At 56.0% G+C, this 22,718-nt stretch carries 18 protein-coding genes; 5 read left to right on the top strand and 13 right to left on the bottom strand.

Annotated elements, in window-relative coordinates; all coding sequences use genetic code 11:
- Positions 1–9: 9 nt before the first annotated feature.
- From hydA to V8J88_RS24690, 4 genes are all read right to left on the bottom strand, one after another.
- Positions 10–1,449, bottom strand: coding sequence for a dihydropyrimidinase (gene hydA, locus V8J88_RS24675; protein WP_338846948.1), 1,440 nt, complete (start codon positions 1,447–1,449; stop codon positions 10–12).
- 11 nt (positions 1,450–1,460) lie between these two features.
- A complete protein-coding gene (gene preA / locus V8J88_RS24680) occupies positions 1,461–2,732 on the bottom strand; it encodes an NAD-dependent dihydropyrimidine dehydrogenase subunit PreA (protein WP_338846949.1) in 1,272 nt (423 codons plus the stop codon).
- A complete protein-coding gene (locus tag V8J88_RS24685; RefSeq protein WP_338846950.1) occupies positions 2,720–4,087 on the bottom strand; it encodes an NAD(P)-dependent oxidoreductase in 1,368 nt (455 codons plus the stop codon). Before V8J88_RS24685 ends, preA begins: the two co-directional genes overlap by 13 nt.
- Positions 4,088–4,386: 299 nt before the next feature.
- Positions 4,387–4,845 (bottom strand): hypothetical protein, encoded by a 459-nt coding sequence (locus V8J88_RS24690; RefSeq protein WP_338846951.1) that lies wholly within the window; start codon positions 4,843–4,845, stop codon positions 4,387–4,389.
- Positions 4,846–4,957: 112 nt separating this feature from the next.
- Here V8J88_RS24690 and V8J88_RS24695 point away from each other — a divergent pair.
- Positions 4,958–6,138 (top strand): IS3 family transposase gene (locus V8J88_RS24695; protein WP_338846235.1). Its coding sequence is split into 2 segments (ribosomal slippage): positions 4,958–5,210 and positions 5,210–6,138, totalling 1,182 coding nucleotides; the frame shifts between segments, so codons are not numbered across the junction.
- On the opposite strand, the gene V8J88_RS24700 is transcribed toward V8J88_RS24695, so the two are convergent.
- On the bottom strand, positions 6,117–8,672 hold the full coding sequence (locus V8J88_RS24700) for a S8 family peptidase (RefSeq protein ID WP_338846952.1): 2,556 nt from the start codon (positions 8,670–8,672) through the stop codon (positions 6,117–6,119). The genes V8J88_RS24695 and V8J88_RS24700 overlap by 22 nt on opposite strands.
- Positions 8,656–9,678, bottom strand: coding sequence for an ATP-binding protein (locus tag V8J88_RS24705; RefSeq protein WP_338846953.1), 1,023 nt, complete (start codon positions 9,676–9,678; stop codon positions 8,656–8,658). Before V8J88_RS24705 ends, V8J88_RS24700 begins: the two co-directional genes overlap by 17 nt.
- Positions 9,679–9,906: 228 nt before the next feature.
- On the opposite strand from V8J88_RS24705, the gene V8J88_RS24710 reads away from it, so the two are divergent.
- The 4 genes from V8J88_RS24710 to V8J88_RS24725 all read left to right on the top strand — a co-directional run bounded on the left by V8J88_RS24710 (position 9,907) and on the right by V8J88_RS24725 (position 12,220).
- The gene (locus tag V8J88_RS24710) at positions 9,907–10,173 is read left to right on the top strand and encodes a hypothetical protein (protein ID WP_338846954.1); all 267 of its coding nucleotides are present in this window, start codon (positions 9,907–9,909) and stop codon (positions 10,171–10,173) included.
- A 149-nt stretch (positions 10,174–10,322) separates the two neighbouring features.
- A complete protein-coding gene (locus V8J88_RS24715) occupies positions 10,323–10,910 on the top strand; it encodes a chromate transporter (protein WP_338846955.1) in 588 nt (195 codons plus the stop codon).
- Positions 10,910–11,494, top strand: coding sequence for a chromate transporter (locus V8J88_RS24720; RefSeq protein ID WP_338846956.1), 585 nt, complete (start codon positions 10,910–10,912; stop codon positions 11,492–11,494). Before V8J88_RS24715 ends, V8J88_RS24720 begins: the two co-directional genes overlap by 1 nt.
- A 117-nt stretch (positions 11,495–11,611) precedes the next feature.
- Positions 11,612–12,220: a class I SAM-dependent methyltransferase gene (locus V8J88_RS24725; protein WP_338846957.1), complete on the top strand. Its 609-nt coding sequence runs from the start codon at positions 11,612–11,614 to the stop codon at positions 12,218–12,220.
- 7 nt (positions 12,221–12,227) lie between these two features.
- Here V8J88_RS24725 and lipA read toward each other — a convergent pair whose 3' ends face one another.
- The 7 genes from lipA to V8J88_RS24760 all read right to left on the bottom strand — a co-directional run bounded on the left by lipA (position 12,228) and on the right by V8J88_RS24760 (position 22,640).
- Positions 12,228–13,214 (bottom strand): lipoyl synthase, encoded by a 987-nt coding sequence (gene lipA / locus V8J88_RS24730; RefSeq protein WP_338846958.1) that lies wholly within the window; start codon positions 13,212–13,214, stop codon positions 12,228–12,230.
- 51 nt (positions 13,215–13,265) lie between these two features.
- Entirely contained in the window at positions 13,266–13,937 is a 672-nt protein-coding gene (gene lipB / locus V8J88_RS24735; protein WP_338846959.1) for a lipoyl(octanoyl) transferase LipB, read from the bottom strand.
- Positions 13,925–14,194 carry a DUF493 domain-containing protein gene (locus tag V8J88_RS24740; protein ID WP_338846960.1) on the bottom strand — a complete coding sequence of 90 codons (270 nt, stop codon included), beginning with the start codon at positions 14,192–14,194 and terminating at the stop codon, positions 13,925–13,927. The genes lipB and V8J88_RS24740 overlap by 13 nt, the downstream gene beginning before the upstream one ends.
- A gap of 113 nt (positions 14,195–14,307) precedes the next feature.
- Positions 14,308–16,302 carry a S9 family peptidase gene (locus tag V8J88_RS24745; protein WP_338846961.1) on the bottom strand — a complete coding sequence of 665 codons (1,995 nt, stop codon included), beginning with the start codon at positions 16,300–16,302 and terminating at the stop codon, positions 14,308–14,310.
- Between the two features lie 139 nt (positions 16,303–16,441).
- Positions 16,442–18,370 (bottom strand): prolyl oligopeptidase family serine peptidase, encoded by a 1,929-nt coding sequence (locus tag V8J88_RS24750; protein ID WP_338846962.1) that lies wholly within the window; start codon positions 18,368–18,370, stop codon positions 16,442–16,444.
- A 123-nt stretch (positions 18,371–18,493) separates the two neighbouring features.
- Positions 18,494–20,533, bottom strand: coding sequence for a prolyl oligopeptidase family serine peptidase (locus V8J88_RS24755; protein WP_338846963.1), 2,040 nt, complete (start codon positions 20,531–20,533; stop codon positions 18,494–18,496).
- 124 nt (positions 20,534–20,657) lie between these two features.
- The gene (locus tag V8J88_RS24760; protein WP_338846964.1) at positions 20,658–22,640 is read right to left on the bottom strand and encodes an alpha/beta fold hydrolase; all 1,983 of its coding nucleotides are present in this window, start codon (positions 22,638–22,640) and stop codon (positions 20,658–20,660) included.
- Between the last annotated feature and the right edge of the window lie 78 nt (positions 22,641–22,718).

The following is a 22,718-nucleotide window of genomic DNA, read 5'->3' on the forward strand; positions in this document are numbered from 1 at the left end:
ATCTCTCCTTCAGCGTGGCACAGCCTGCGGCGCATGCAGCGCAGCATGGCGCGCCAGCGCCTGATGTTGTGCGCCGAAAGCCGGGCGCGTGGTGTAGCGGCCCTGGCCGGCTTCGACTTGCAATTGGCCCAGCTTGAAGGCGTGCCGGCCGCCGGCGAAGGTGTGTTGCGCCACGCCGCGCACGGTGCGTCCCTCAAACACATTAAAGCCGCCCTTGGCGAATTGGGTTTTGGTGGAAATGGTGCGCGTGGCTTGCGCGTCCCACAACACAATATCGGCATCGGCGCCGGGTGCGATCACGCCCTTGCGCGGGTAGAGATTGAAGATTTGCGCGCAATTGCTGGAGGTGATGCGCACAAACTCATTCGGCGTTAAGCGGCCTGTGTTGACGCCGGCGTCCCAAATCACCGCCATGCGGTCTTCGATGCCGCCGCAGCCATTCGGAATCTTGCTGAAATCGAGTTTGCCGGCGGCTTTTTGTTCCGCGCAGAAAGTGCAATGGTCGGTTGCGGTGGTGTGCAGATGGCCGGCTTGCAAGCCCTGCCACAGCGCGCTTTGATGTTCCTTGCTGCGGAATGGCGGACTCATCACATGGCCGGCGGCAAAATCAAAATCCGGGTTGCGGTACACACTGTCATCCACAATCAAATGCCCGGCCAGCACTTCGCCAAACACACGCTGTCCATTGCCGCGTGCGCGCGCAATCGCTTCCAGCGCTTCCTTGCAGGAAACGTGCACGATGTACAGCGGTGTATTCAGCACATTCGCAATCGCGATTGCGCGATTGGCGGCTTCCGCCTCGACAATCGGCGGACGTGACAGCGGATGCGCTTCCGGCCCGGTGATGCCTTGCTTGAGCAAGGCTTGCTGCAGGCTAAACACCAATTCGCCGTTTTCCGCATGCACCGTGGGCAGCGCGCCCAATTCGAGCGCACGCGTGAAGCTTTGCACCAGCACCTCATCGTCAGCCATGATGGCGTTTTTATACGCCATGAAATGCTTGAAGCTGTTCACCCCGTGTTGTGTCACCAGCTCGGCCATTTCAGCGCGCACCTGCTCACTCCACCAAGTGATGGCGACATGAAAGCCATAATCCGCCACCGATTTTTCGGCCCAGCCGCGCCAGGTGTGAAATGCTTCCAACAGGCTTTGCTGCGGATTCGGAATCACGAAATCAATAATGCTGGTGGTGCCGCCGCTCAAGCCGGCGGCGGTGCCGCTGAAAAAATCATCCGCCGTCACCGTGCCCATGAAAGGCAGTTGCATATGGGTGTGCGGGTCGATCCCGCCCGGCATCGCCAGCAGGCCGGCGGCCTCGATCACTTCACAGCCGGCTGGCGCATCCAGCTTGGCGCCGACAGCGGCGATTTTGTCGCCCACAATCAAAATCTCGGCATCCTGGCTGCAATCCGCATTCACCACCTGCGCGCCGCGTATCAAATACGACATATTGTCCCCCTTTATGCGGTGCGGCGCGGATTGCGCGGGTCTTGCTGCCAATTCATATACGGCTTGCCATTGTCTTGCGCCACCATAGTGATACAGCCGGTGACAGGACAAGTGATTTCACACAAATTACAGCCCACGCATTCCGCCTCAATCACCTGATAGCGGCGCTGATCATTCGCCAGTTTGATGACTTCAATCGACTGGTGCGACGTGTCTTCGCAGGCGATATAGCAGCGCCCGCATTGAATGCATTTATCCTGATCGATATGCGCAATCACTTGCGAATTCATATCCAGGTTTTTCCAATCGGTTTGGGCGGCAATCGCCTTGCCCTGGAAATCGGCAATCCGCGCGTAGCCATGCTGATCCATGAAATGCGCCAGGCCGGAAGTCATTTCATCAATGATGCGGAAGCCGTACAGCATGGCGGCGGTGCACACTTGCACACTGCCGGCGCCGAGCGCGATGAATTCCGCCGCGTCGCGCCAGCTGCCAATCCCGCCAATGCCGGACACCGGCAAGCCGCGCGTGGCCGGATCGCGCGTGATTTCCGCCAGCATATTCAGCGCAATCGGCTTCACCGCCGGGCCACAATAGCCGCCGTGCGTGCTTTGCTGGCCAACGATGGGGCGCGCAATCATGCGTTCCAGATCCACCGAGGTAATCGAATTAATCGTATTGATCAGCGACACTGCATCCGCACCGCCTGCCAGCGCAGCGCGCGCCGGCAGGCGGATATCGGTGATGTTGGGCGTCAGCTTCACAATCACCGGCAATTTGCTGTGCTGCTTGCACCAGCGCGTCACCATTTCCACATATTCCGGCACCTGTCCCACTGCCGAACCCATGCCGCGTTCAGACATACCATGCGGGCAGCCGAAATTGAGTTCGATGCCATCCGCCCCGGTTTGCTCCACCAGCGGCAAAATCGCAGCCCAGTTTTCTTCCACACAAGGCAGCATCAGCGACACAATGACGGCGCGATCCGGCCAGCGTTTTTTGACTTCGGTGATTTCCTGCAAATTGATTTGCAAACTGCGGTCAGTGATCAGCTCGATATTATTGAAACCCAGCACTTCGCGGTTTTTGCCATGCAGCGCGGAATAACGTGAAGAGACATTCACCGCCGGCGGATCTTCGCCCAGGGTTTTCCACACCACGCCGCCCCAGCCGGCGGCGAAAGCGCGCTCCACGTTATACGCTTTGTCAGTGGGCGGCGCCGAGGCCAGCCAAAACGGGTTGGGGCTGCGGATGCCGCAGAATTCTATGCTCAGATCGGCCATGTGATCGCCTCCTTGCTACGCAAATCCGAATCAATGGCGCGCGCGGCCAGCTTGCCGTCTTGCACCGCCTGTACTGTCAAGTCCTGTCCCGCAGTGCAATCGCCGCCGGCGTATACGCGCGGCAGGCTGCTGCGAAAATGCGCATCCACCGCCAGCTTGCCGCCGGCCAGACGCGCGCCGAGCTGTTGCGCGCCGGCGTCGAGTTGCTGCCCGACCGCTTTGAAGACGGCATCCGCATCCAGGGTGAAACTGCTGCCGGTATCCACCAGCTTGCCGTTTTCTTCCTTGGTGCGCGCAAACAGCATGCCGATGCACTTGCCATCTTGCAGCATGAGCGCTTCCGGGCGCGCCCAGGTGATGATCTGCACCTGATGCTGTTTCGCGATTTCCTGTTCATGCCAGGTCGCGCTCATCTGCGCCGCGCCGCGCCGATACACAATGCTGACCTGCTGCGCGCCCAGGCGCTTGAGTTGCACCGCGATATCAATCGCGGTATTGCCGGCCCCGATCACCAGCGCCTGTTTCGGCAAGGGCAGGCTGGATAAATCGCTGCTCTGGCGCAATTCGGCAATGTAATCAATCGCCGCCAACACCCCGCCGGCTTGCTCATCTTCCAAGCCCAGATTGCGGCTGTCGCCCAGACCTATGCCTAAAAACACGGCGTCATAATCGCGCTGCAAATCCGCCAGCTGCATATCGCGTCCCAATTCTTTGCCGCATTCCAGATCAATGCCGCCGATGCTCAAGACGAATTCGACTTCCCTGGCGGCGAAATCGCCCGGCACTTTGTATTTGGCGATGCCGTATTCATTCAAGCCGCCGGGTTTGGCGTGGCGCTCAAAAATGCGCACGCTGTGTCCCAGTCGCGCCAGCTCATGGGCGCAGGCGAGGCCAGCCGGGCCGGCCCCGACCACCGCCACTTTTTTGCCGCTGTCCGGCGCGCGCGTGAAGGGCGAAGCCGGCAGCGCAGCGGCATCCAGCGCATGGCGTTGCAATAAGCCGATTTTGATCGGCTCTTTTTCCTCGCCATGATTGCGCACGCACATGTCTTCACACAGCACTTCCGTGGGACAGACGCGGGCGCAACTGCCGCCCAGGATGTTTTGCTGCAAAATGGTGCGCGCCGCGCCATCCGCATTGCCATGCGCCAATTGGCGGATAAAACCGGGCACATCAATCCCGGTCGGGCAAATACGGGTACAGGGCGCGTCATAACAATACAGACAGCGTTCAGCTTCAAGCAGCGCCTGGCGCTTGGACAGCGGCGGGGTCAAATCGCCGAACTGTTGCGCGAGCTGCTGCCCGTCCTGACCGCTGGCGGCGGCGCTGGGCAGGTGTTGCAAGGGTGTGCTCATCCGGGTCTCCACGGGAAATAGGCCAGACCAGGACTTCGCTGGCGACACCCGCAAAGGGGCTGGGCTGGCAGGGGGATTGTGATGACAAAAGCGTTTGCGCAGCAATTTGCTGCACTGCGGAAAACGTTTGCGCAATCGTTTGCTGTTGATTCAGTGTAGCGGAAAAAAAGCGCCGGTTGCATTTTTGCGCCAATAGTGGCTACGCTTTTTTGATATAAGGCTGTTGAAGATGCAACAGTGCAGGCCGGTGCGGCGCGGGCTTGGGGTGGCGCTGCCGCTGCAGCCCCGGGCGGCGTTTTTTAGCGCGTGCTCCGCCCCAGCATCATGCGCAACACCGGGGCGGCTTCCAGATGCTGGTTTTGGATATGCGCATACAGGCTTTGCGCGGCGCGGCAGACCGCCTGCTTATCGGCGGGCAGATGCGGATTGCTCAGCATCTGAAATTGTTGCGGATGCGCATTCGCCCAGGGGCCGATAACGGCAAAGCGCAGAGCCTGCATGCGCTGATTGCTGAGCGCGGCTTGCGCTTGTTTGGCGGCATCGCGCAGGATTTGCGCCACGATGACGCTATTGCGTTCCGCCAGTGCGGACGGCAGCGGCGGCAAAGGCGCTTGCGCGGGCAGCGGGAAGAGGTAACGATGGCAACTGTCGTCATTGCGTTGCAGCAGAACGCGCAGTTCGTCCTGCAATAATTCCGTGTACGCCAAAATCGCCTTATCGCTGGTGACATGCAGCGCGCGCGCCAGCGCCTGCTGCATAGGGGCCGCCAGCACCGCTTCTTTTTGCGCCTCGCTGGCGTTGTGTGAGCTTCCCCTGAAATTTAGTCTGCCACAGGTGACGTAAAATAACGTTACTTGAGAAAGACAGGAAATGAAAAAAATACCGAAACAAGCATACACGACCGAGTTCAAAGAACTGGCGGTCAAACGCGTCCAAGATGGTGAATCGGTGGCGGTCGTGGTTAGGGAGCTGGGGCTGGGCGACCAGACGCTGCGAAATTGGATCAAGGCGGCAGCAGAAGGAAAACTCAAAGGCGCTGGCGGCAAAGTGGTGACGCCGGAAGCGATGGAACTTTCCAGACTGCGCGCAGAAAACGTCCGGTTGAAGCGGGAGAATGAAATCATAAAAAAAGCAGCGGCGTACTTCGCGAAGGATGTCCTGTGAAGTACGCCTGGATGGATGGACAAATCAAGAGCTATGCGCTGACAGAAATGTGCGCCGTTCTCGACGTCAGCATCAGCGGCTATCGGGCGTGGAAGCGTGGCGGCACGCCTGAGCGTAAGCGCTTGAAGGATGCACAAATGCTTGCAGTGATACGCGCCATTCATGCCGAACTCAAAGGGGCTTACGGCAGCCCGCGCATCGTGCGAGAACTGCGCAAACGAGGCTTCAGCGCTGGCAAAGAACGCGTCGAACGTCTCATGCGAAACAATGGTATCCGTGCCCGCCATAAGCGGCGCTACAAGGTCACCACGGATTCCAGGCATAGTTTGCCGGTTGCTGCCAACCTGTTGGCTCGCAATTTCACTCCGGCAGCCCCTAACCAGGTCTGGACGTCGGACATCACCTATTTGTGGACTGACGAAGGCTGGCTGTATCTGGCGATTGTGCTGGATCTGTTCAATCGGGAGGTGATCGGCTGGTCGCTCAAGCCGCGCATGACCAGCGACATTGTGACTGACGCTTTGACGATGGCGTGGTTTCGCCGTCGACCGGACGCGGGCGTTATGCATCATTCTGATCGCGGCAGCCAATACGCCAGCCAAGCCTTTCAGGACAAACTCAAGGAATACGGCATGACGTGCTCGATGAGTCGCAAAGGAAACTGCTGGGACAACGCACCGACCGAGAGCTGGTTTAACAGTTTCAAGAATGAGCGATACCATGGCGTGCGTTATGCCAGCCATGCTGAAATGAAGGCTGCCAGCTTTGAATATATTGAAGTCTTTTATAATCGAACCCGTCAGCATTCAACTCTGGGCTATCAATCGCCGTTTCAGTATCTTGACCGCTGGCAGCGTGAGCAAAATCAGGAAAAGCTGGCTGCATAAAATTCATCTGATGGCAGACGAAATATCGAGGGAACGTCATATACTCCTATGCCCGTTTGTACAGCCACCTTGCTGGCAATTACTTGTTCTACTACGGTATATAAATCAACACTATTTTGTTCGGTGCGTATTGAGATCACCAAGCTATAACGAGCCGGACTGTTATATTTTTCCAGCGCTGCTCTGCTGCGCCACCACCCCTTGGCGGGATATACTGCAATAAAACCACGATTGGCCAACTCGGCAGCAGTACCTGTCCACTCATCCTGATGGAGTGAGCCACGATAGCGTTGCCTATCCCCCAATAACCATCCAGGATCATTTGTGTCTATCACATTTTCGCCCTCCGCCCGGTTGGCAGCTGCATTGATCCGGGCAACAAGGTCTTTTGTCGTTTCTGTTGGTCGTTGAACCTCAAATCGCAATCGGTGTGATGGGTAATGAAATTTTGATGAGCTGCCACGCGCAGATGGATTTGGCTCAATAAAATACGACAGCGTTATCCGCAGTTGCACAATTTCTGCTCCCAATTCCATCAGTGCTTCTTTAGGCCAAGGCAGTGAATGCAAATTCATGTCCCGATCCGATGTGGGTTTTCCGTGGTCCTTTTTGTAAGGGTGGACAGTATCTTCTACCAGCAATGTAAGAGAATTCCCTGCGCTGTACAGCGCTCGCCCAATATCTGGCACGCCCCATCCGCAGTGGCGGATTAATCTGGCCCGATCAGCTTTATTGCTCCCTGGGTACATGTTACGCATGGCGGATGTCCAGTCGGCTGAATGCGTAATCAAAGCTCGTACGGTTTCCGGGCGCAGTTTCGGGTAGGCATACATGATTTGAGCTGCGAGACGTGCGCATAATGCACTCGCTGCACTGGTGGCATTCGTGGTTGTAAATAATCTTTTCGTTGGTGCATTATTCGTTGTCAGCAAACTTAAGCTTGCCTCTCCCCCTGCGGGAAAACCATCTGACGCAAGTGAGACATTTCCGCCTTCCATTACAACATCCGGTTTTAATGGCCATGCAGACTCCCATGCTGCAGAGGTGGTCGTAAATGGACTTAATTCGCCATATCCCGCAATCGCTGCCTGGTCATTTTCTCCTGTATCAATTTTTTCCGTGTATGCTCCAACCGTTATGGCATTCCATGCCTGTCCAGGATCATGAATTAAATTGGTGGTAAGGCTGCTCGGGTATTGCTTCCATGCATTGCCATCCACGATGTTGCCACCTGCCTGGATGAATAGCCTGGGGAATATTCCCTCTCCATCCACATCGGCGGCTAGTCGATCCACCATGGCAGACCATGACGAAGGTTGTCCCAAATCCCGGTAGTCGCTGGCTGTTATGGCGCTGCTGAAAACTCGCGGCGCATCTGGAGCGCTAATTTCTGGTTGACTGACTGCATCACCAAACAATGCAGCGTGGCTGTGCTCATCACCCTCATTTCCCCCACTACCAGTGATGACCTTAACCGATTCCAAGCGATGATCTACGACAATCGGTGTGTTGCTTGATAAGACTTCTGTCAGATCACCATAAAGCGCCACACCTGCCAATCCGGTGCCGTGGTTTGCGCGGTCATCTTTGCCAAATGCTGGATTGACAGTATATAAATCTTCGCTTCCAATGCATCTCACTAACAAGGGATGTCCACGGTTTACGCCGGAATCCAGCAGGCAAATGCGTGGTGCATCGCTTCGTTTGTTTACTTGTAAACGTCGAAGTGCATCATTCACCCAGTCAACTTGCTCAGGTGGACTTAGTCCATCAAAAAACTCTGCAGTCTCCTTGGCGCGACGCAGTTCTGCAACGCAATTTAATGCGGACACGGATTGCTGGAGTTGGGCTTGAGAGCCATACATCCAGACCACTGTGCGTTCGGGGAAATTGGCCTGCCGTGCCCCAACCTTGCACCCAACACACTCAATCAATTTGCGAAAATCGGCCAATACTGCAGCACGGTCATTGCGCACGGGTAGCCACACCTCCCACCAGAACGGTTGATTCTTATCAGCAGGTAATTGTGCAATATCATCCGTCCACAATGCGTTCAAAGTTGCAATGCCGATTGCCGCAATGGTATTGACCAGCGCTTTATGATCACGTCCGTTCCCATTGATATCTTTGTATTCATTTAGATATTTATTGAGTATTTTTTCAAAATGATCAAGCTTGCCATCTGGCACGAACACATTGGCGTGAGTTGTTTTGCCGACATGTCGAATGCTGAGTAATTCAATTTTTTGCTTTTCATTACTCAAACTTTCAAAAGCCAAAGCAACATCTGGGAATCCAGAAAATTCAATTTGCAAACCAATTCCACTTTGTAAATGTAGTTGCTGTTGCGCTTGTGCTGCATGCATCGCAGCAAGCTGCAAGGTACTGAGTTGTGCCTTTAAAGCTGCTCCGTGCTTTTGTCGGTCCCGTTCTGGCAAAGCGGCTCCTGCGCCACCGCCTTGTGGCGTCTTAAAAGGCATGGGGGCGGCCTTCTCGGCCAAAATGATATGTGGACGCTTATTGTGTTTCTGCATAAGGTGACATGCGCTTGTTTTCAGCGAGCTTTTTATTGATCATTCGCCGTTCTTCCAATGCTGTCGCCAATACTTCCACCTGGACTTTTGCCTGCTCGTGCATGACGGCATCTTTAATCGCATCATTGCAGGCGCGGCAGATTTCGGCGTGACTCAGGTCCTTTGCCTTGGCGGCAATCGATTTCCTGCTAAAAGGTTTTGGAACAAACGTGCCAAGCCGTGCCAAAATCAATTCGCTGGCCTGCTCTTCGGTTGGCAAATGGTATTCAATCACATCATCAAAACGCCGGAACAGGGCGTAATCGAGAATTTCAGGATGATTGGTGGCTGCAATGATCAGACTGTTGGAATGATCTTGCTCAATCATTTGCAAAAAACTGTTGAGTACGCGACGAATTTCCCCCACATCGTTTGCCATGCCGCGTTGCGAGCCAATCGCATCGAATTCATCAAAAAAATATACTCCGCGGATATCCGAAATTGCATCAAATACCTGTCGTAACTTGGCGGCGGTTTCTCCCATGAATTTGGTAATCAGCGAATCGAGTCGTACCACAAACAAGGGGATGCCCAATTCGCCTGCCAATGCTGAGGCTGTCATAGTCTTGCCACTTCCCGGAGGGCCGACCAATAACAACTTGCGACGGGGCGAAAGGCCGTATTCCTTGATGCGTGCCAATAGTTGCTGTTCTTTCAGTAAACGTAACAGTTGCCCTTCTGCCGTTGCATCCAGCACCATTTCTTTCAAACGGTTGGAGGGGGTGGTGACACTGAGTAAGTTGGCTAATTCTCCCCTTGGTTTGGCAATCGGGACCAGCTTTCCACTTGGTTCTTGTACAAGGCGGGTCTTGGCTGAATCAATAATTTCACGCAACTCCATTGCCAATTTACCATGACCAAGCTTGGCTTCATGAGCAGCCACTTGCATTGCGACCGAGTAAAACTGTTCGTCATCGCGACTTGCGTGCGATTTGAAAAGCGCTTTTAATTGGTCGGAACTGGCCACTTTGTTTCCTATTTATGATTGTACTTTTGGTTTTGTTGATGAGTGCCGGTAAGCTCTGCACTATGTGCATGCAATTCGCTTACCACGGACACACTAGAGATTATAGGGGCTAAACACCGTCCATGCAGCGTCAGAACAAGTTAGTCTGAACTGCTATCTGAAGAAAGGCAGTACATGGAATGCTTAAGCCGCCTTGCAAAAAAATTGAAATTTGGGGAGAGTAAAAACATGGCTACCATCTTGTCAAACAACACACTGTTGCATGCGATTCAATGCGTTGGCGCACTTGAGCGGTTTTTGACCGAGTTTGTACGGACTGATGCGAGCATTGAAGAAAAAGGCGAACTCGGGGAGTTGATCGCGGATTTTGATAGCGTGATTGATAACTTAAGCACGGTCTATGAAGAGCGTCGCCAGGAAAATCCCAATCTGCCCGACACCGATGCATTGTTGGAGGCATTTTCACAATATACGCTGAAGAGAAAAGCTGGCTAGGGCCAAGCGTTTCCTTCTGCTATTCAAAGGCGGCAAATCTTATCCCCCCTGCTGCCTTGTGCATAAAAACCACGCCACCCCTCCCGCCTGTGCTAGCCTGTCTATTCCGGGCCATGCGCAATAGCCGCCCCATTTCCCAGCGCTGACACATGAACCACACACCTGATTCCGCATTGGCCAATGTCTTGGACCGACCCAAACCCCGTTCCAAACGCGAGCTGTTTTTCGCTTTTTCGCGGGTGGCGGTGCAGGGCTTTGGCGGGGTGTTGGCGGTGGTGCAGCGGGAGGTGGTGGAGCGCAAGAAATGGCTCACGCCGCAAGAATTTATGGAAGAGTGGGCGGTGGCGCAAATTATGCCGGGGCCTTATGTGGTCAATCTGGCCTTTATCATTGGGCACCGCTATCACGGCCTGGGCGGCGCGCTGGCGGCGGCGGCGGGGATGTTTTGTTTGCCGCTCTTGATTTTGATTGCGCTGGCCAGTGTGTATGCGCATTTTGCCGCCTTCCCGCAGTTGGCCGGGGCGATTCGCGGCATGGGCGCGGCCAGCGCTGCCCTGATTATCGCCACCGGCTTGCGCTTGCTGCCCGCGCTTAAAAATCATCCTTTGGGCCTCAAGCAGGCGCTGCTCTGTTGCGGCGTGACGATTGTGGCGATGACGGTGTTTCATCTGCATATTGCGCTGGTCTTGTTCGGCTGGGGCGCGCTGGTTTGCTATGCCGTGTACAGGCGGCTGTGATGAGTGCGGATCATTTGCTCAATTTCAGCAGCGCCGAATGGCTGCAATTGTTTTGGCACTTCTTCCAACTTTCTTTGCTTTCAATTGGCGGCGCCATCACCATGGTGGCGCAGATGTATCATTTTCTGGTGTTGCAGCAGCATTGGCTGAGCGCGCAGCAGTTCAGCGCCTCAATCGCCATCGGTCAGGCTTCGCCGGGGCCGAATATTCTATTTGTCGCCCTGTTGGGCTGGCATGTCGGTTATAACGCCGGCAATGGCGCCACCGCCTTGCTCGGGCTGCTGTTGGCGTTGGGCGGGATTTTAATTCCCTGCATGACGCTCTGCTATTTTGCCGCTAGTTGGGGACATGCCAACCGCGAGCTGAAAAGCGTGCGCGCTTTCAAGCTTGGCATGTCGCCCATTTCACTGGGATTGATTTTGGCGGCGGGTTGGACCCTGGTCGCAAATAACAGCCACTCCTGGGGCGACTGGCCTTTGTGGCTGTTGACTGCGGTGTGCGCGCTGCTGGCCTGGCGCACCGATTTGCATGTGCTGTGGTTGCTCGCTATCGGCGCGCTGCTGGGCTGGTTTGGTTGGGTGTAAGCCTTGACGATAGCGCATTGCAAATTTCCGCACTGGCGGCAGAAATCATCCATGCTTCATTTAATATGTATGCTTTAAAATCTGCAGGGACGCCTGCCTTATAAAAGGAAAGAAAACATGATCATTGACGTTCCCAGCCCGATTGATTTGCGCAAGCTGGACGATGCGCGCGAGTGGGAAAGTAAGGCGATGGTGGTACGTCCCTGGCGTACCGAGTTTTTCGCTGAATTTCACAAGCAACTGGCGCGCATTTCCGCGCAACGCATTTTGGAGCTTGGCTCCGGCCCTGGTTTTCTGTGCGCCGCCTTGCTGGAAGCGAATCCCGCCTATGAATACAGCGCGCTGGATTTTTCCGCCGCGATGCATACGCTGGCGCGCAATCGTCTGGGCGCGCGTGCGGAACAGGTGCGTTTTATTGAGCGCAGTTTCAAGGAACCGGATTGGGCGCAAGGGCTGGGCGAATTTGACGCCGTGATCACCAATCAGGCGGTGCACGAATTGCGGCACAAGGCTTACGCCACCGGGCTGCATCGCCAGGTGCGGGCGGTTTTAAAACCCGGCGCGGCCTATCTGGTATGTGACCATTATGTGGGTGAAGACGGCATGAAGAATGATCAGCTGTATATGACCATTGAAGAACAGCGCAATGCTTTGCTGGAGGCCGGCTTTACCAGCGTTGCTGCGGTGCTGGTCAAGGGCGGGCTGGCGCTGCATTGCGCGTCTTGAGATTGCGTTAAGGCGCTTCCACCAAGCCCGATTGGTGCGCCTGCTGGTCGGCGTGATAGCTGGAACGCACCATGGCGCCGACCGCAGCATGCTCAAAGCCCATTTTGTAGGCTTCATCTTCAAACATGCGGAAGGTGTCCGGGTGCACATAGCGCCGCACCGGCAAATGGCTGTCAGACGGGGCCAGGTATTGGCCGATGGTCAGCATATCCACATTGTGGGCGCGCAAATCGCGCATCACGTCCAGGATTTCCTCATCCGTTTCGCCTAAGCCCACCATCAAGCCGGATTTGGTGATGGCGTTCGGGTAGCGCTGTTTGAAGTCGCGCAGCAATTGCAGCGAGTGCGCGTAATCGGCCCCGGGGCGCGCTTCTTTGTACAGGCGCGGCACGGTTTCCAGATTGTGGTTCATCACGTCCGGCAGGCCGTCGGCGAAAATGTCGAGCGCTTTGTCGAGGCGGCCACGGAAATCAGGCACCAGCACTTCGATTTTGGTGGCGGGCGACATGTCGCGGGTTTGATTGATGCAGGAAACAAAGTGGCCGGCGCCGCCGTCGCGCAAGTCGTCGCGGTCAACTGAGGTGATCACCACATAGCTGAGCTTGAGCGCGGCGATGGTTTTGGCCAGATTGTGCGGTTCCTGCTCATCCAGCGGATCGGGGCGGCCATGGCCAACGTCGCAAAACGGGCAGCGGCGCGTGCATTTATCGCCCATGATCATGAAGGTGGCGGTGCCTTTGCCAAAGCATTCGCCGATATTCGGGCAGCTGGCTTCTTCGCATACCGTGACCAGTTTATTGGCGCGCAAAATCTCTTTGATTTCATAAAAGCGCGAGGAAGAAGCGGCGGCTTTAACGCGAATCCATTCCGGTTTTTTCAGTTTTTCCGCCGGCACGATTTTGATCGGGATGCGGGAAGTTTTGCTGGCGCCTTTTTGCTTGGCGCTGGGATCGTAGGCGGCGGGTGTGCTGCTGTTGCTGGAGTCAGAACTCATGACGGGTGGCCTTTACAGAAAACGGGCGGGTATTGCTGGCAAGCCGCTATCTTACAGCAGGCGCAACAATTCTTCAGCCAGGGCGCGCCGCACCGCCGGCATGTCGGCTTGGATGCCGCAGCTTTGCATATCGGTGGTGACGAGTCCGGCATAGCCGCAGGGGTTGATCTGGAAAAAGGGTTGCAAATCCATCGCCACATTCAACGATACGCCGTGATAAGTGCAGCCGGAACCTTTGATTTTCAGACCGAGGGCGGCGATTTTGGCGCCGGCGGGCGCGCTGCCATGCGCGGCGCTCAGGTAAATGCCGGGCGCGCCGGCTTTGCGTTCGCCGGCGATGCCGTATCGCTGCAAAAGATTGATCACGGCCTGTTCGATGTGCTGCACCAGGCTGCGCGCAAACAGTTTGCCGCTGCGGTGTTGGCGGCGCAGATCCAGCAGCAAATACACCACCGCCTGGCCCGGGCCGTGATAGGTGATTTCGCCGCCGCGATCGGTTTGCACCAGCGGAATCTTGCTGTCTGCGGCGAGCAGGTGGGCGTGGTCTGCGCCCAGGCCCAGGGTGTACACCGGCGCATGCTCGACCAGCCAGATTTCATCTTGCGTCTCAGGCGTGCGCGCGGCGGTGAAGGCTTGCATGGCGGCGTAGCAGGCGGCGTAATCTTGTACGCCGAGTTCGCGCAGCAGGATGGCGTGCCCGGCTTTGCTGTTTACAGCGTCCACTTGGCGTCCGGGTGGCTGGTGACGGCCAGATAAATCGCGTCCAGTTGCGCGCGGTCGGTGGCGTGCACGGTTAAGGTCAGGCTTTGGTATGTGCCTTTGGAAGACAGGCGGATGGCGATCTTATCTTGCGTGAATTGCGGATCGTGTTGTTGCACCCGCTGCAGGATGTCAGTGACAAATTCAGGGCGGTTCGGGCCCATGACTTTCAGCGGAAAATCACAGGGAAATTCAATCAGGCTTTCTTCTTGCTGGCTCATACGGCTTCCATCGTGCATTGCGCGCAGCCCATGCTGCGCGCTGGATGCATATTATACGGCCAGCTTACGCACCCGGTCTCCCCCCCGGGTGGATGCGCAAGACTTGGCGCCGCTTATTTGGCGTTGGGGCCGATATGTTTATCGAGGAATTTTTCTGCCCGGCTCCAGAAGTCCACATTGGTGTCGAGGAAATACCAGCCGTGCCCTTCGTCTTTGTATTCCAGCCATTCGACTTGCGGGTTGTGTTCTTTCACGCTGTGATAGAACTTTGTGCCGTGTACGATGGGGACGCGGAGATCCAGGCCGCCATACGCCAGGATCAGCGGTTTTTTCAGCTTTTGCGCATGGTGCAGCGGCGATACTGCTTTCAAGCGCCCGGCATCTTTTTCCAGGTCGCCAATGTATTCCGGGGCGTAATATTTGCTGCCTTCCTCGTTGATATCACTCCAGCTGATGTTGAACATTAAATTGATATCGGATACGCCAACCCAACTGATGCCGCATTGGAATAAATCCGGATCGCGGATCAAGCCCCACAGCACGGCATAGCCGCCATAACTGGCGCCGGCAATGCAAATCCGTTTCGGGTCGGCATAGCCCTGGCTGACGGCCCATTTGACCGCATCCACCAGGTCGTCTTGCATCTTGTAGCCCCATTCTTTTTTCCCCGACTCGTAGAGTTTGGCGCCATAACCGGCGCTGCCGCGAAACTCCGGCTCCAACACTGCATAGCCGCGCGAGGCCAGGAACTGGGAAGTTGCTTCCCATCGCCAATGCACGCCGCGCACAAAGGGGCCGCCGTGCACCATTAAGACCATGGGCAGATTTTTCTTACCGTTGCGCGGCAAGGTCAGATAGCCCGGAATCTCCAGGCCATCGCGCGCTTTGTAACGGATGAAGTCTTTTTGCGCCATTTGCGCTGGATCAATTTGCGGCATGGTTTTGGCGACCGGACTTAAGTTGCCGCTGGCGATTTCATATAACCAGACTGAGCCGGGATCAGTGTCAGAAGAGGATTGCACCAGGACGCGCGGGCTGTCGTGCGGAATTTGCAGGCGATTGGCTTTGCCTGGCAATAACTGGTCAACTTTATCTTGTATGGCGCGCATTTTTTCATCGAACCAGACCGTGCCGGGCGCATCGGTTTCAAGGTGTGCGCCAAGCAGGCGGCCATTTTTATCAAACACCAGGCGGCCATTGAAGTCAAAGCCATCCACATCAATCAGCGGGGTCTTTTCCAGGGCGTTTTTTTGTAAATTAAAACGATACAGTGCTTTGTTGCCGTTTTGCTTGGGCGCTTTCACATACAGTGCGCCATCGGCGCCAAGCTGGAGTGGCGTGAAGTCTGCTTTCATGCTGTCCCAGGATGCGAGCTTGCGCCATGCGCTGTCCTCGCCCTCCCGGTAGTAGGCGCTTTGCTGGCCGTCGTCATAGGTGATGGCGATGCGTGGTTGGCCTGCGTTATCCAGCACCCAGTCGGTGGTTTGTCCCGGTTTTTGCACGGGTGTGGCTTTGCCATCGACCGTATTTAAACGCACCAGATTGTAGGTCGAGCGTTTGATGCTTTTTTCATTCCTGACTTGGGTGACGTAAATGTCATCCGTGCCTGCCTGGGGAATGGCAGAGAAAAAATCATGGTCCACATCAAGTGTGCGGGATGCGATCTTGCGCTCCATTATGCCGCGCCAACGACGATAAATTAATTGTCGCTCATTTGTACCGTCCCGGTCCACGGCATATAAGCCGCCGCCCTGGTAGATGGTTTCAGATTTTTCGTTTTGCTCTGTTACCGAATACACCAGGCGTTTGTTATTCACCCAGCGTGGACGAAACACTTGGGCATCATTGAAGTGCGCCACGATTTTGGCTTGCATATTATTCAAATCAATCACCGCCAGCATGCGTTTGCCGGTTTTGTCCGGGGCTAAGGCGGCTAAAAATTGCCCGTCCGGTGAAAGCTGGATTTCTGAATAACGCGGATAAGCGAAGAAATCTTCGATTTTCTGCAAACCTGCTCCAGGTGTGGAGGGTTTGTCAGCCGGGTTTTGCGCTTGCGCAGCGCTCAAGGCCAGCAGGCTGGCGCACAGTAACAGGGCAATTTTTTTCATAGCATGAAGAGTTGGGCGCCGGCGGAGGGGCAGGCCGCCGGCTGATCTGTGTTTATGGCTTGACTGCCTTTGCCCCTATGTGTTGATCCAAAAACTTCTCGGCGCGGGTCCAGAAGTCAATATTGTTTTGCAAGAAGCGTCAGCCGTGACCTTCGTTTTTGTACACGATCCATTCTACATTCGGATTGTGGTCTTTGAGCGCATTGTAAAAACGGGTGCCGTGCACGATCGGCACGCGCACGTCTTGCGCGCCATAGGCTAATATCAGCGGCAGCTTGAGTTTGTGCGCATGCGCCAGCGGTGAGGTGGCTTTGAATTGCTCGGCGTCTTTTTTCGGATCGCCGATGCGCAGCGGCATCCAGTGTTTTTCGGTTTCTTCCATCGAGTCGCTCCAGGACACGCTGAACAGCAAATCAAGGTCGGATACGCCTACCCAGCTGATGCCGCATTTGTATAAATCGGCGTCGCGGATCAAGCCCCACAAGGCGGCATAGCCGCCATGGCTGGCGCCGGCGACACACTCCCGTTTCGGATCAACATAGCCCTTGGCGACGGCCCATTTCACGCCGTCCACCAGATCGTCTTGCATGCTCAAGTCCCATTGCTTCCAGCCGGCCCGCTCCAGTTTTTTGCCGTAGCCTGTGCTGCCACGGAATTCCGGTTCCAGCACGGCATAGCCGCGCGAGGCCAGGAATTGCACTTCGGGGCGCCAGAACCAGCCGCCGCCGCGCACATTCGGGCCGCCGTGCACCATCAGCACCAGGGGCAGATTTTTCGCTTCTTTGCCGCGCGGCAAGGTCAGCCAGGCGGGAATTTCCAGGCCGTCGCGAGCCGGGTATTTAATGAAATCTTTGTTCGACATCAGCGCCGGGTCAATGTCCGGCTTGACCCGGCCCAGCAAAACCAGTTTGTCATTTTCCGGCTGGTATAAATAAAACATGCCTGGATTGACATCTGAATATGCGCGCACCAAGACATGTTTGGCGCCTTCGCGCAGATTGATGCGGTTGATGGTGGCGGGCAGCAGTTTGTCGATTTTCTTTTGCAGTTCCTGCGCTGCCTTATCCAGCCAGACTGTGCCGGCAGCGTCGGATTCGTAGTGAATCCCGAGCAGCTTGCCTTGTTTGTTTTGCACCAGGTTGCCGGAGAAGTCAAAGCCGTCCAGCGTGAGGAGCGGGGTTGGATCCAATTGGCGCTTTTGCAGGTCGTAGCGGTACAGGGAGAGGTGATTTTTACCCTGGTCATCACGCACATACAGGGCGGTGTCGCTCAAGCCCACCACTTGGTGATGGCTGTTCCAATGGTCGTAGCTGTACAGCTTGCTCCATTCGTTGCTGCCGGGCGCTTTGTAGTGCACCGTGCTGCTGGTTTCTTCTGTGGTGACGGCAATGCGCGGTTCGCCATTGTGGTCAATTTCCCATTCCATGGTCAGCCCCGGGCGTTGCATCACGCTGGTTTGGCCGGTGCGGGTGTTGAGGCGCAATAAATTGAAAATCGAACGTTTGATGCTGGAGGCGCCTTCGGCTTGCATCACAAAAATATCATCGCTTTGCGCATTGGCGATGACGGAATGGAATTGGGTGTTCGGCGGCAACAGGCGGCGTTGCACTGCGCTGCCGGCATTGCTGATGTAGTCGCGGCTGACCAATTGACGCGGGTCTTTACCGTCGCGATCCACGGCAAACAGGCCGGGCGCATAGCGCGCGTCGTCCGGCTTGTCTTTCTTTTCTTCCAGGCTGAACACCAGACGCTGGCTGTTGACCCATTGCGGGTTTCTGACATTGGCGTCGTTGTAATGGGCGACGACGGTCGGGGCCATGGTCGATAAGTCTATCGTCACCAGCATGTGACGGCCCTCGGCGTCGGGGGCCAGGGCGGATAAGAACTTGCCATCCGGCGACAGTTGCACTGAGGCGTAGCGCGGATCAGCAAAGAAGGCGCCAACCTTGATTTGCGCCGCGCTGGCGGCGGGCGCCTGATTGGCGGCGATGGCTGGGGTAAATGAACTGATCAGACTGGCGCTGCTGAAAAGCAGGGCGGCGCTGACTTGGTAAAGTGGTAAACGCATACGCGATATTCTCAGGTTGGCGCCGCCGCCCACTGCGGGTGGGCGGCGTTGAAAAAAGACAGCCGGCTATTGTTTCATAATGTTACCGGTGCTGGCCAATATTTCGCTCGGCGGCGCCACTGCTTACTTCTTGCCGCCGATATGCTTGCCGAGGAAGTTTTCGACCCGGGTCCAGAAGTCGATATTGTTTTCCAGTTTGAACCAGCCATGTCCTTCGTCTTCATATTCAACCCATTCCACTTGCGGGTTGTGGGCTTTGACAGCGTCATGCATTTTGCGCCCATGTTCGCGCGGTACGCGGCGATCTTTGCCGCCATACGCCATCAGCAGCGGCTTTTTCAATTTGTCGGCCTGGTACAGCGGGGAATTTGCTTTGAGTTTGTCGGCGTCTGTCTGCGGGTCGCCAATCGCAATCGGAACCCAGTATTGCAGGCTGATATCACGCATGTCGCCATAGCGCTGGTCGAACATCAGATTGATATCGCTCACCCCCACCCAGTTCACGCCGCATTGGAACAATTCAGGATCGCGGATCAAGCCCATCATGGTGGCGTAGCCGCCATAGCTGGCGCCGGCGATGCACACACGTTTGGGATCGGTCATGCCGTTTTTCACCATGTACTGCACGGCATCGACTAAATCGTCCTGCATTTTCAAGCCCCATTGCCGGTAGCCTGCGCTTTTGTGTTTCTCGCCAAAACCGTCACTGCCACGGAACAGCGGTTCGGCCACCATATAGCCGCGCGAAGCCAGGAATTGGCTCGTGGCTTCCCACTCCCAATGCACGCCGCGCACATTCGGGCCGCCATGCACCAGCAGCACCAGCGGCAGGTTTTTCGGCTGCGCCCCGCGCGGCGTGGTGATATACATCGGAATGCTCATGCCGTCGCGCGCGGTGTAGCGGACAAAATCCTTTTGCGCCATTTGCTTGGGATTGATGCCGGGCTTGCTGCTGCCGACCAAGTCCAGCTTATCGGCTTCCATATCGTAGGTGAACCAGATTGGCGGGGTCATGTCAGCACTGGCGCGCACCAGCAGATGGCGGCTGCCTTGCGGCGCCGGATACAGCATATTATTGGTGTCGCCCAGCTTGGCGTCGATTTTTTTTTGCGCGGCTTTCAATTTTTCATCCAGCCAGATGCTGTCGCGGCCATCGGTTTCAAAGCGCGCGCCAGCCAGCTTGCCTTGCACAAACACCAGGCTGCCGTAAAAATCATTGTCTTTCAGTGCGATCAGGGCTGGCTCCACCAGCTTGCCCTGTTGCAAGTCAAAACGGTGCACGCGCGCATGTCCGCCTTCTGCGGTATGGCTGACATAGAGCTGGCCGGCAGCGTCAAAACCGAGCGGCGTGAGCGGGTTTTTGACCACATCCATGCGCATGACTTCTTTCCAGCTTTCGCTGCCTGGCGGCAGGTAGTACATGATGCGCTGGCCGCCTTGATTGCCGAGCATGAGGCGCAATTCGCCTTGTTGATCTTGCAGCCAGACGTCAATATGGCTGCCCGGGCGGTGAATTTCGCGCGTGCTCATGGTGCGCGAGTTGGCGCGCAGCAGATTGTATTGCTTGAATTTGTCGATCCGGTTGTAGGTTTGGCGGATCAGATACACATCTTCTGAGTTGGGAATCACGTCAGCCAGACTGCTGAAGGCGTCATGCACCCGGTTTTTGATGTTGCTGGCTTCGCCAAATTCAATGAAATTGCCCGCTTGCGTGACGCCACCGATCAGGGCTTTATTACTGACCAGATTGCGTTCATTTTCTCCATTCGGATCAATCGCCAGCAAGCCGGGGTTGAAGTGTTGCTTGCTGCCTTCCACGCTGAAATCCGCCAGGCTGTACAGCAAGCGTTTGCTGCCAGCCCAGTGCAAATTCGTGATGTCTGCGTCTTTGTACAGCTTGATCATTTTGCGTTCACGGCTGTTCAAGTCCATCACCACCAGGCCGACCCGGCCCGAAGTGGCCGGTGTCAGCCAGGCCAGGCGCTGCCCATCCGGCGCAAGCGCCGCTTCCAATACTGCGCCCTGACGGCAGCAGTCGAAGAAATCGGCAACTCGCAAGGTATGGGCCGCTGCCGGCGCGCTTTGCGCATGGGCGGCAGGGGTGGTGCTGAGGAAGGCGCTGCAGACGGCGGCGCAAAGCAGGGCGGTCAGTTTTGTTTTCATCGTTATCGTCTTGGATGCGTTGAGGCGAAGATTTGGCGAAATCTTAATATGTGAAAAGTAAAATTTTTGTAAAAATGGCGCAGTAGGCTCAGGCGCATTCTGCATGCGCCTGAAGCGTGCGGACTCAGTTTGCGCTTGCCGCTGGCTGCGGGCCGATGTGCTTATTCAGGAATTGCTCAGTCCTGTCCCAAAAATCAATTTTGTTTTTGAGCAGCGTCCAGCCATGGCCTTCGTTGTCGTATTCAATCCATTCAACCAGGCCCTTGGGGTTGGGGATGGCGTTATAAAACTTGCGGCCATGCAAGATCGGCACACGTTGATCCAGGGCGCCATACGCCAGCAACAGCGGTTTCTTCAAGTTGGCGGCATGCGTCAGCGGCGAGGTGGCGCGTAATCGCTCGGCATCGGCTTTTGGATCGCCAATCGTCAGCGGAACCCAATACGCCAGTGCGCTGTCGCTGATATCGCTCCAGATCGGGTGAAACAGCAGTTGCATGTCAGTGACGCCGGCCCAGGCCACGCCGCAGCGGAACAAGTCAGGGTCGCGCAGCAGTCCCATCATCGCAGCGTAACCGCCATAGCTGCCGCCAGCGATGCAAACCCGTTTCGGGTCGGCAATCCCTTGTTTCACCAGCCATTGCACGCTGTCAACCAGATCATCTTGCATTTTCAGACCCCATTGTTTGAAGCCTGCGCTCAAATGGGCCTGGCCAAAGCCATTGCTGCCACGGAACAGCGGTTCCGCCACGGCGTATCCGCGTGCCGCCAGGAACTGGCTTTCGGCATCCCATTCCCAATGCACCCCGCGCACATTCGGCCCGCCATGCACCAGCAAGACCAGCGGCAGATTTTTACCTTTGCTGTCTTTCGGCAGGGTGATGTACATCGGAATGCTCAGGCCGTCGCGTGCTTGAAAGCGCACAAAATCTTTTTGCGCCATGTGCTGCGGTTTGATCTGCGGAAAATGATTGCCCAGCAATTCAAGCGCATCCGTGGCCTGGTTGTACAGCAGCCAATTCACAGGCATGGTGTCCGCGCTGGCGCGCACCAGCACGTAGGGGCCGCCTTGCGCTGCCGGGTAGAGCAGATTATTGCTGGCGCTGAGTTTGGCGTCGATCTTCTTTTGCAAGCTTTGCATGGCCGGATCAAACCAGATGCTGTCGCGGCCATCGGTTTCAAAATGTGCGCCGGCCAGCTTGCCTTTGATGAACAGCAATTCACCATGAAAATCATTGTCTTTCAGCGCCAACAGCGGCGGTTCAATCACTTTTTTCGCTGCCGTGTCAAAGCGATAGACTTGATTGCGCGCGCCGGGCGCGGCATAGCTGACATATAGCTTGCCGTCGGCATCAAAACCCAGCGGATGCATGGTGTTGCTGGCGGCGGCCTGGCGCCAGATTTGTTGCCATTCCTGCTGCGCGGAGGCGCGGTAATAAAAATTGCGCTGGCCATCGGTTTCGCCGGCAAGCAGTCGGACTTCGCCGCTTTGATCGAGCAGCCATTGATCAATTTTGCCGGGGCGCGGAATCACATCTTTGCTCAGGGTTTTGCTGTTGACCCGGCTCAGGCTGAGTTTCTCGTAGCGGTCAAAGCCTTGCCCCGAGATATATGTGACGACGTAGATATCATCGCTTTCATGATTGGGCAGCACGGCGGCCAGATAGGAATTGGGGTCAAAGGTGCGGACTTTGAAGCGGCTGGTTCCGGTATCGTAGCTTTCGCTGTTCCAGGAGTGGCTGATGATTTGTTTTTCGTCTGAGCCATCCAGGTTGATGGCCCATAAACCCGGATTGAAACTGATGCCGGCGTTCGACTTGTCGCGCAGGCTGTATACCAGTCGCTTGTTATTCACCCAGTGCAAATTGGTGATATCGGAATCGCCGAATTGTTTGATCATCTTGGCCTGTTTCTGCGCGTTATCGACGATGATCAGTGCAAAGCGCCCGCTGCTGCCCGGGGTCAGATAGGCGGTGTGTTTGCCGTCCGGGGCCAGGGTCGCACCGCGCACGGCGCCTTCTTCATGGCTGGCGAAAAAGTGTCCGGTTGGAATCTGCGTGGCCTTGGCCGGCGTGGCGGCTGGGCTGTTTTGTGCGTATGCGGCAGGCAATATTGACAGCAGTACGCAGCAAACTGCGCTGCAAAGCAGTGTGGGTCGGGTAGTTTTCATCATGTGTTTGTGATGTTA

The organism is Massilia sp. W12 (assembly GCF_037300705.1).
In the GTDB taxonomy this organism is placed as follows: Bacteria; Pseudomonadota; Gammaproteobacteria; order Burkholderiales; family Burkholderiaceae_D; genus JACPVY01.

Excerpts from the sequence above, each read along its gene's own strand:
- V8J88_RS24720 (WP_338846956.1), top strand. The coding sequence starts at position 10,910 with ATGAGTGCGGATCATTTGCTCAATTTCAGCAGCGCCGAATGGCTGCAA.
- V8J88_RS24750 (WP_338846962.1), bottom strand. The coding sequence starts at position 18,370 with ATGCGTTTACCACTTTACCAAGTCAGCGCCGCCCTGCTTTTCAGCAGC.
- V8J88_RS24715 (WP_338846955.1), top strand. The coding sequence starts at position 10,323 with ATGAACCACACACCTGATTCCGCATTGGCCAATGTCTTGGACCGACCC.
- V8J88_RS24710 (WP_338846954.1), top strand. The coding sequence starts at position 9,907 with ATGGCTACCATCTTGTCAAACAACACACTGTTGCATGCGATTCAATGC.
- hydA (WP_338846948.1), bottom strand. The coding sequence starts at position 1,449 with ATGTCGTATTTGATACGCGGCGCGCAGGTGGTGAATGCGGATTGCAGC.
- V8J88_RS24700 (WP_338846952.1), bottom strand. The coding sequence starts at position 8,672 with ATGCAGAAACACAATAAGCGTCCACATATCATTTTGGCCGAGAAGGCC.
- V8J88_RS24725 (WP_338846957.1), top strand. The coding sequence starts at position 11,612 with ATGATCATTGACGTTCCCAGCCCGATTGATTTGCGCAAGCTGGACGAT.
- V8J88_RS24685 (WP_338846950.1), bottom strand. The coding sequence starts at position 4,087 with ATGAGCACACCCTTGCAACACCTGCCCAGCGCCGCCGCCAGCGGTCAG.
- lipA (WP_338846958.1), bottom strand. The coding sequence starts at position 13,214 with ATGAGTTCTGACTCCAGCAACAGCAGCACACCCGCCGCCTACGATCCC.
- V8J88_RS24755 (WP_338846963.1), bottom strand. The coding sequence starts at position 20,533 with ATGAAAACAAAACTGACCGCCCTGCTTTGCGCCGCCGTCTGCAGCGCC.
- V8J88_RS24690 (WP_338846951.1), bottom strand. The coding sequence starts at position 4,845 with ATGCAGCAGGCGCTGGCGCGCGCGCTGCATGTCACCAGCGATAAGGCG.
- V8J88_RS24740 (WP_338846960.1), bottom strand. The coding sequence starts at position 14,194 with ATGAGCCAGCAAGAAGAAAGCCTGATTGAATTTCCCTGTGATTTTCCG.
- V8J88_RS24745 (WP_338846961.1), bottom strand. The coding sequence starts at position 16,302 with ATGAAAAAAATTGCCCTGTTACTGTGCGCCAGCCTGCTGGCCTTGAGC.
- preA (WP_338846949.1), bottom strand. The coding sequence starts at position 2,732 with ATGGCCGATCTGAGCATAGAATTCTGCGGCATCCGCAGCCCCAACCCG.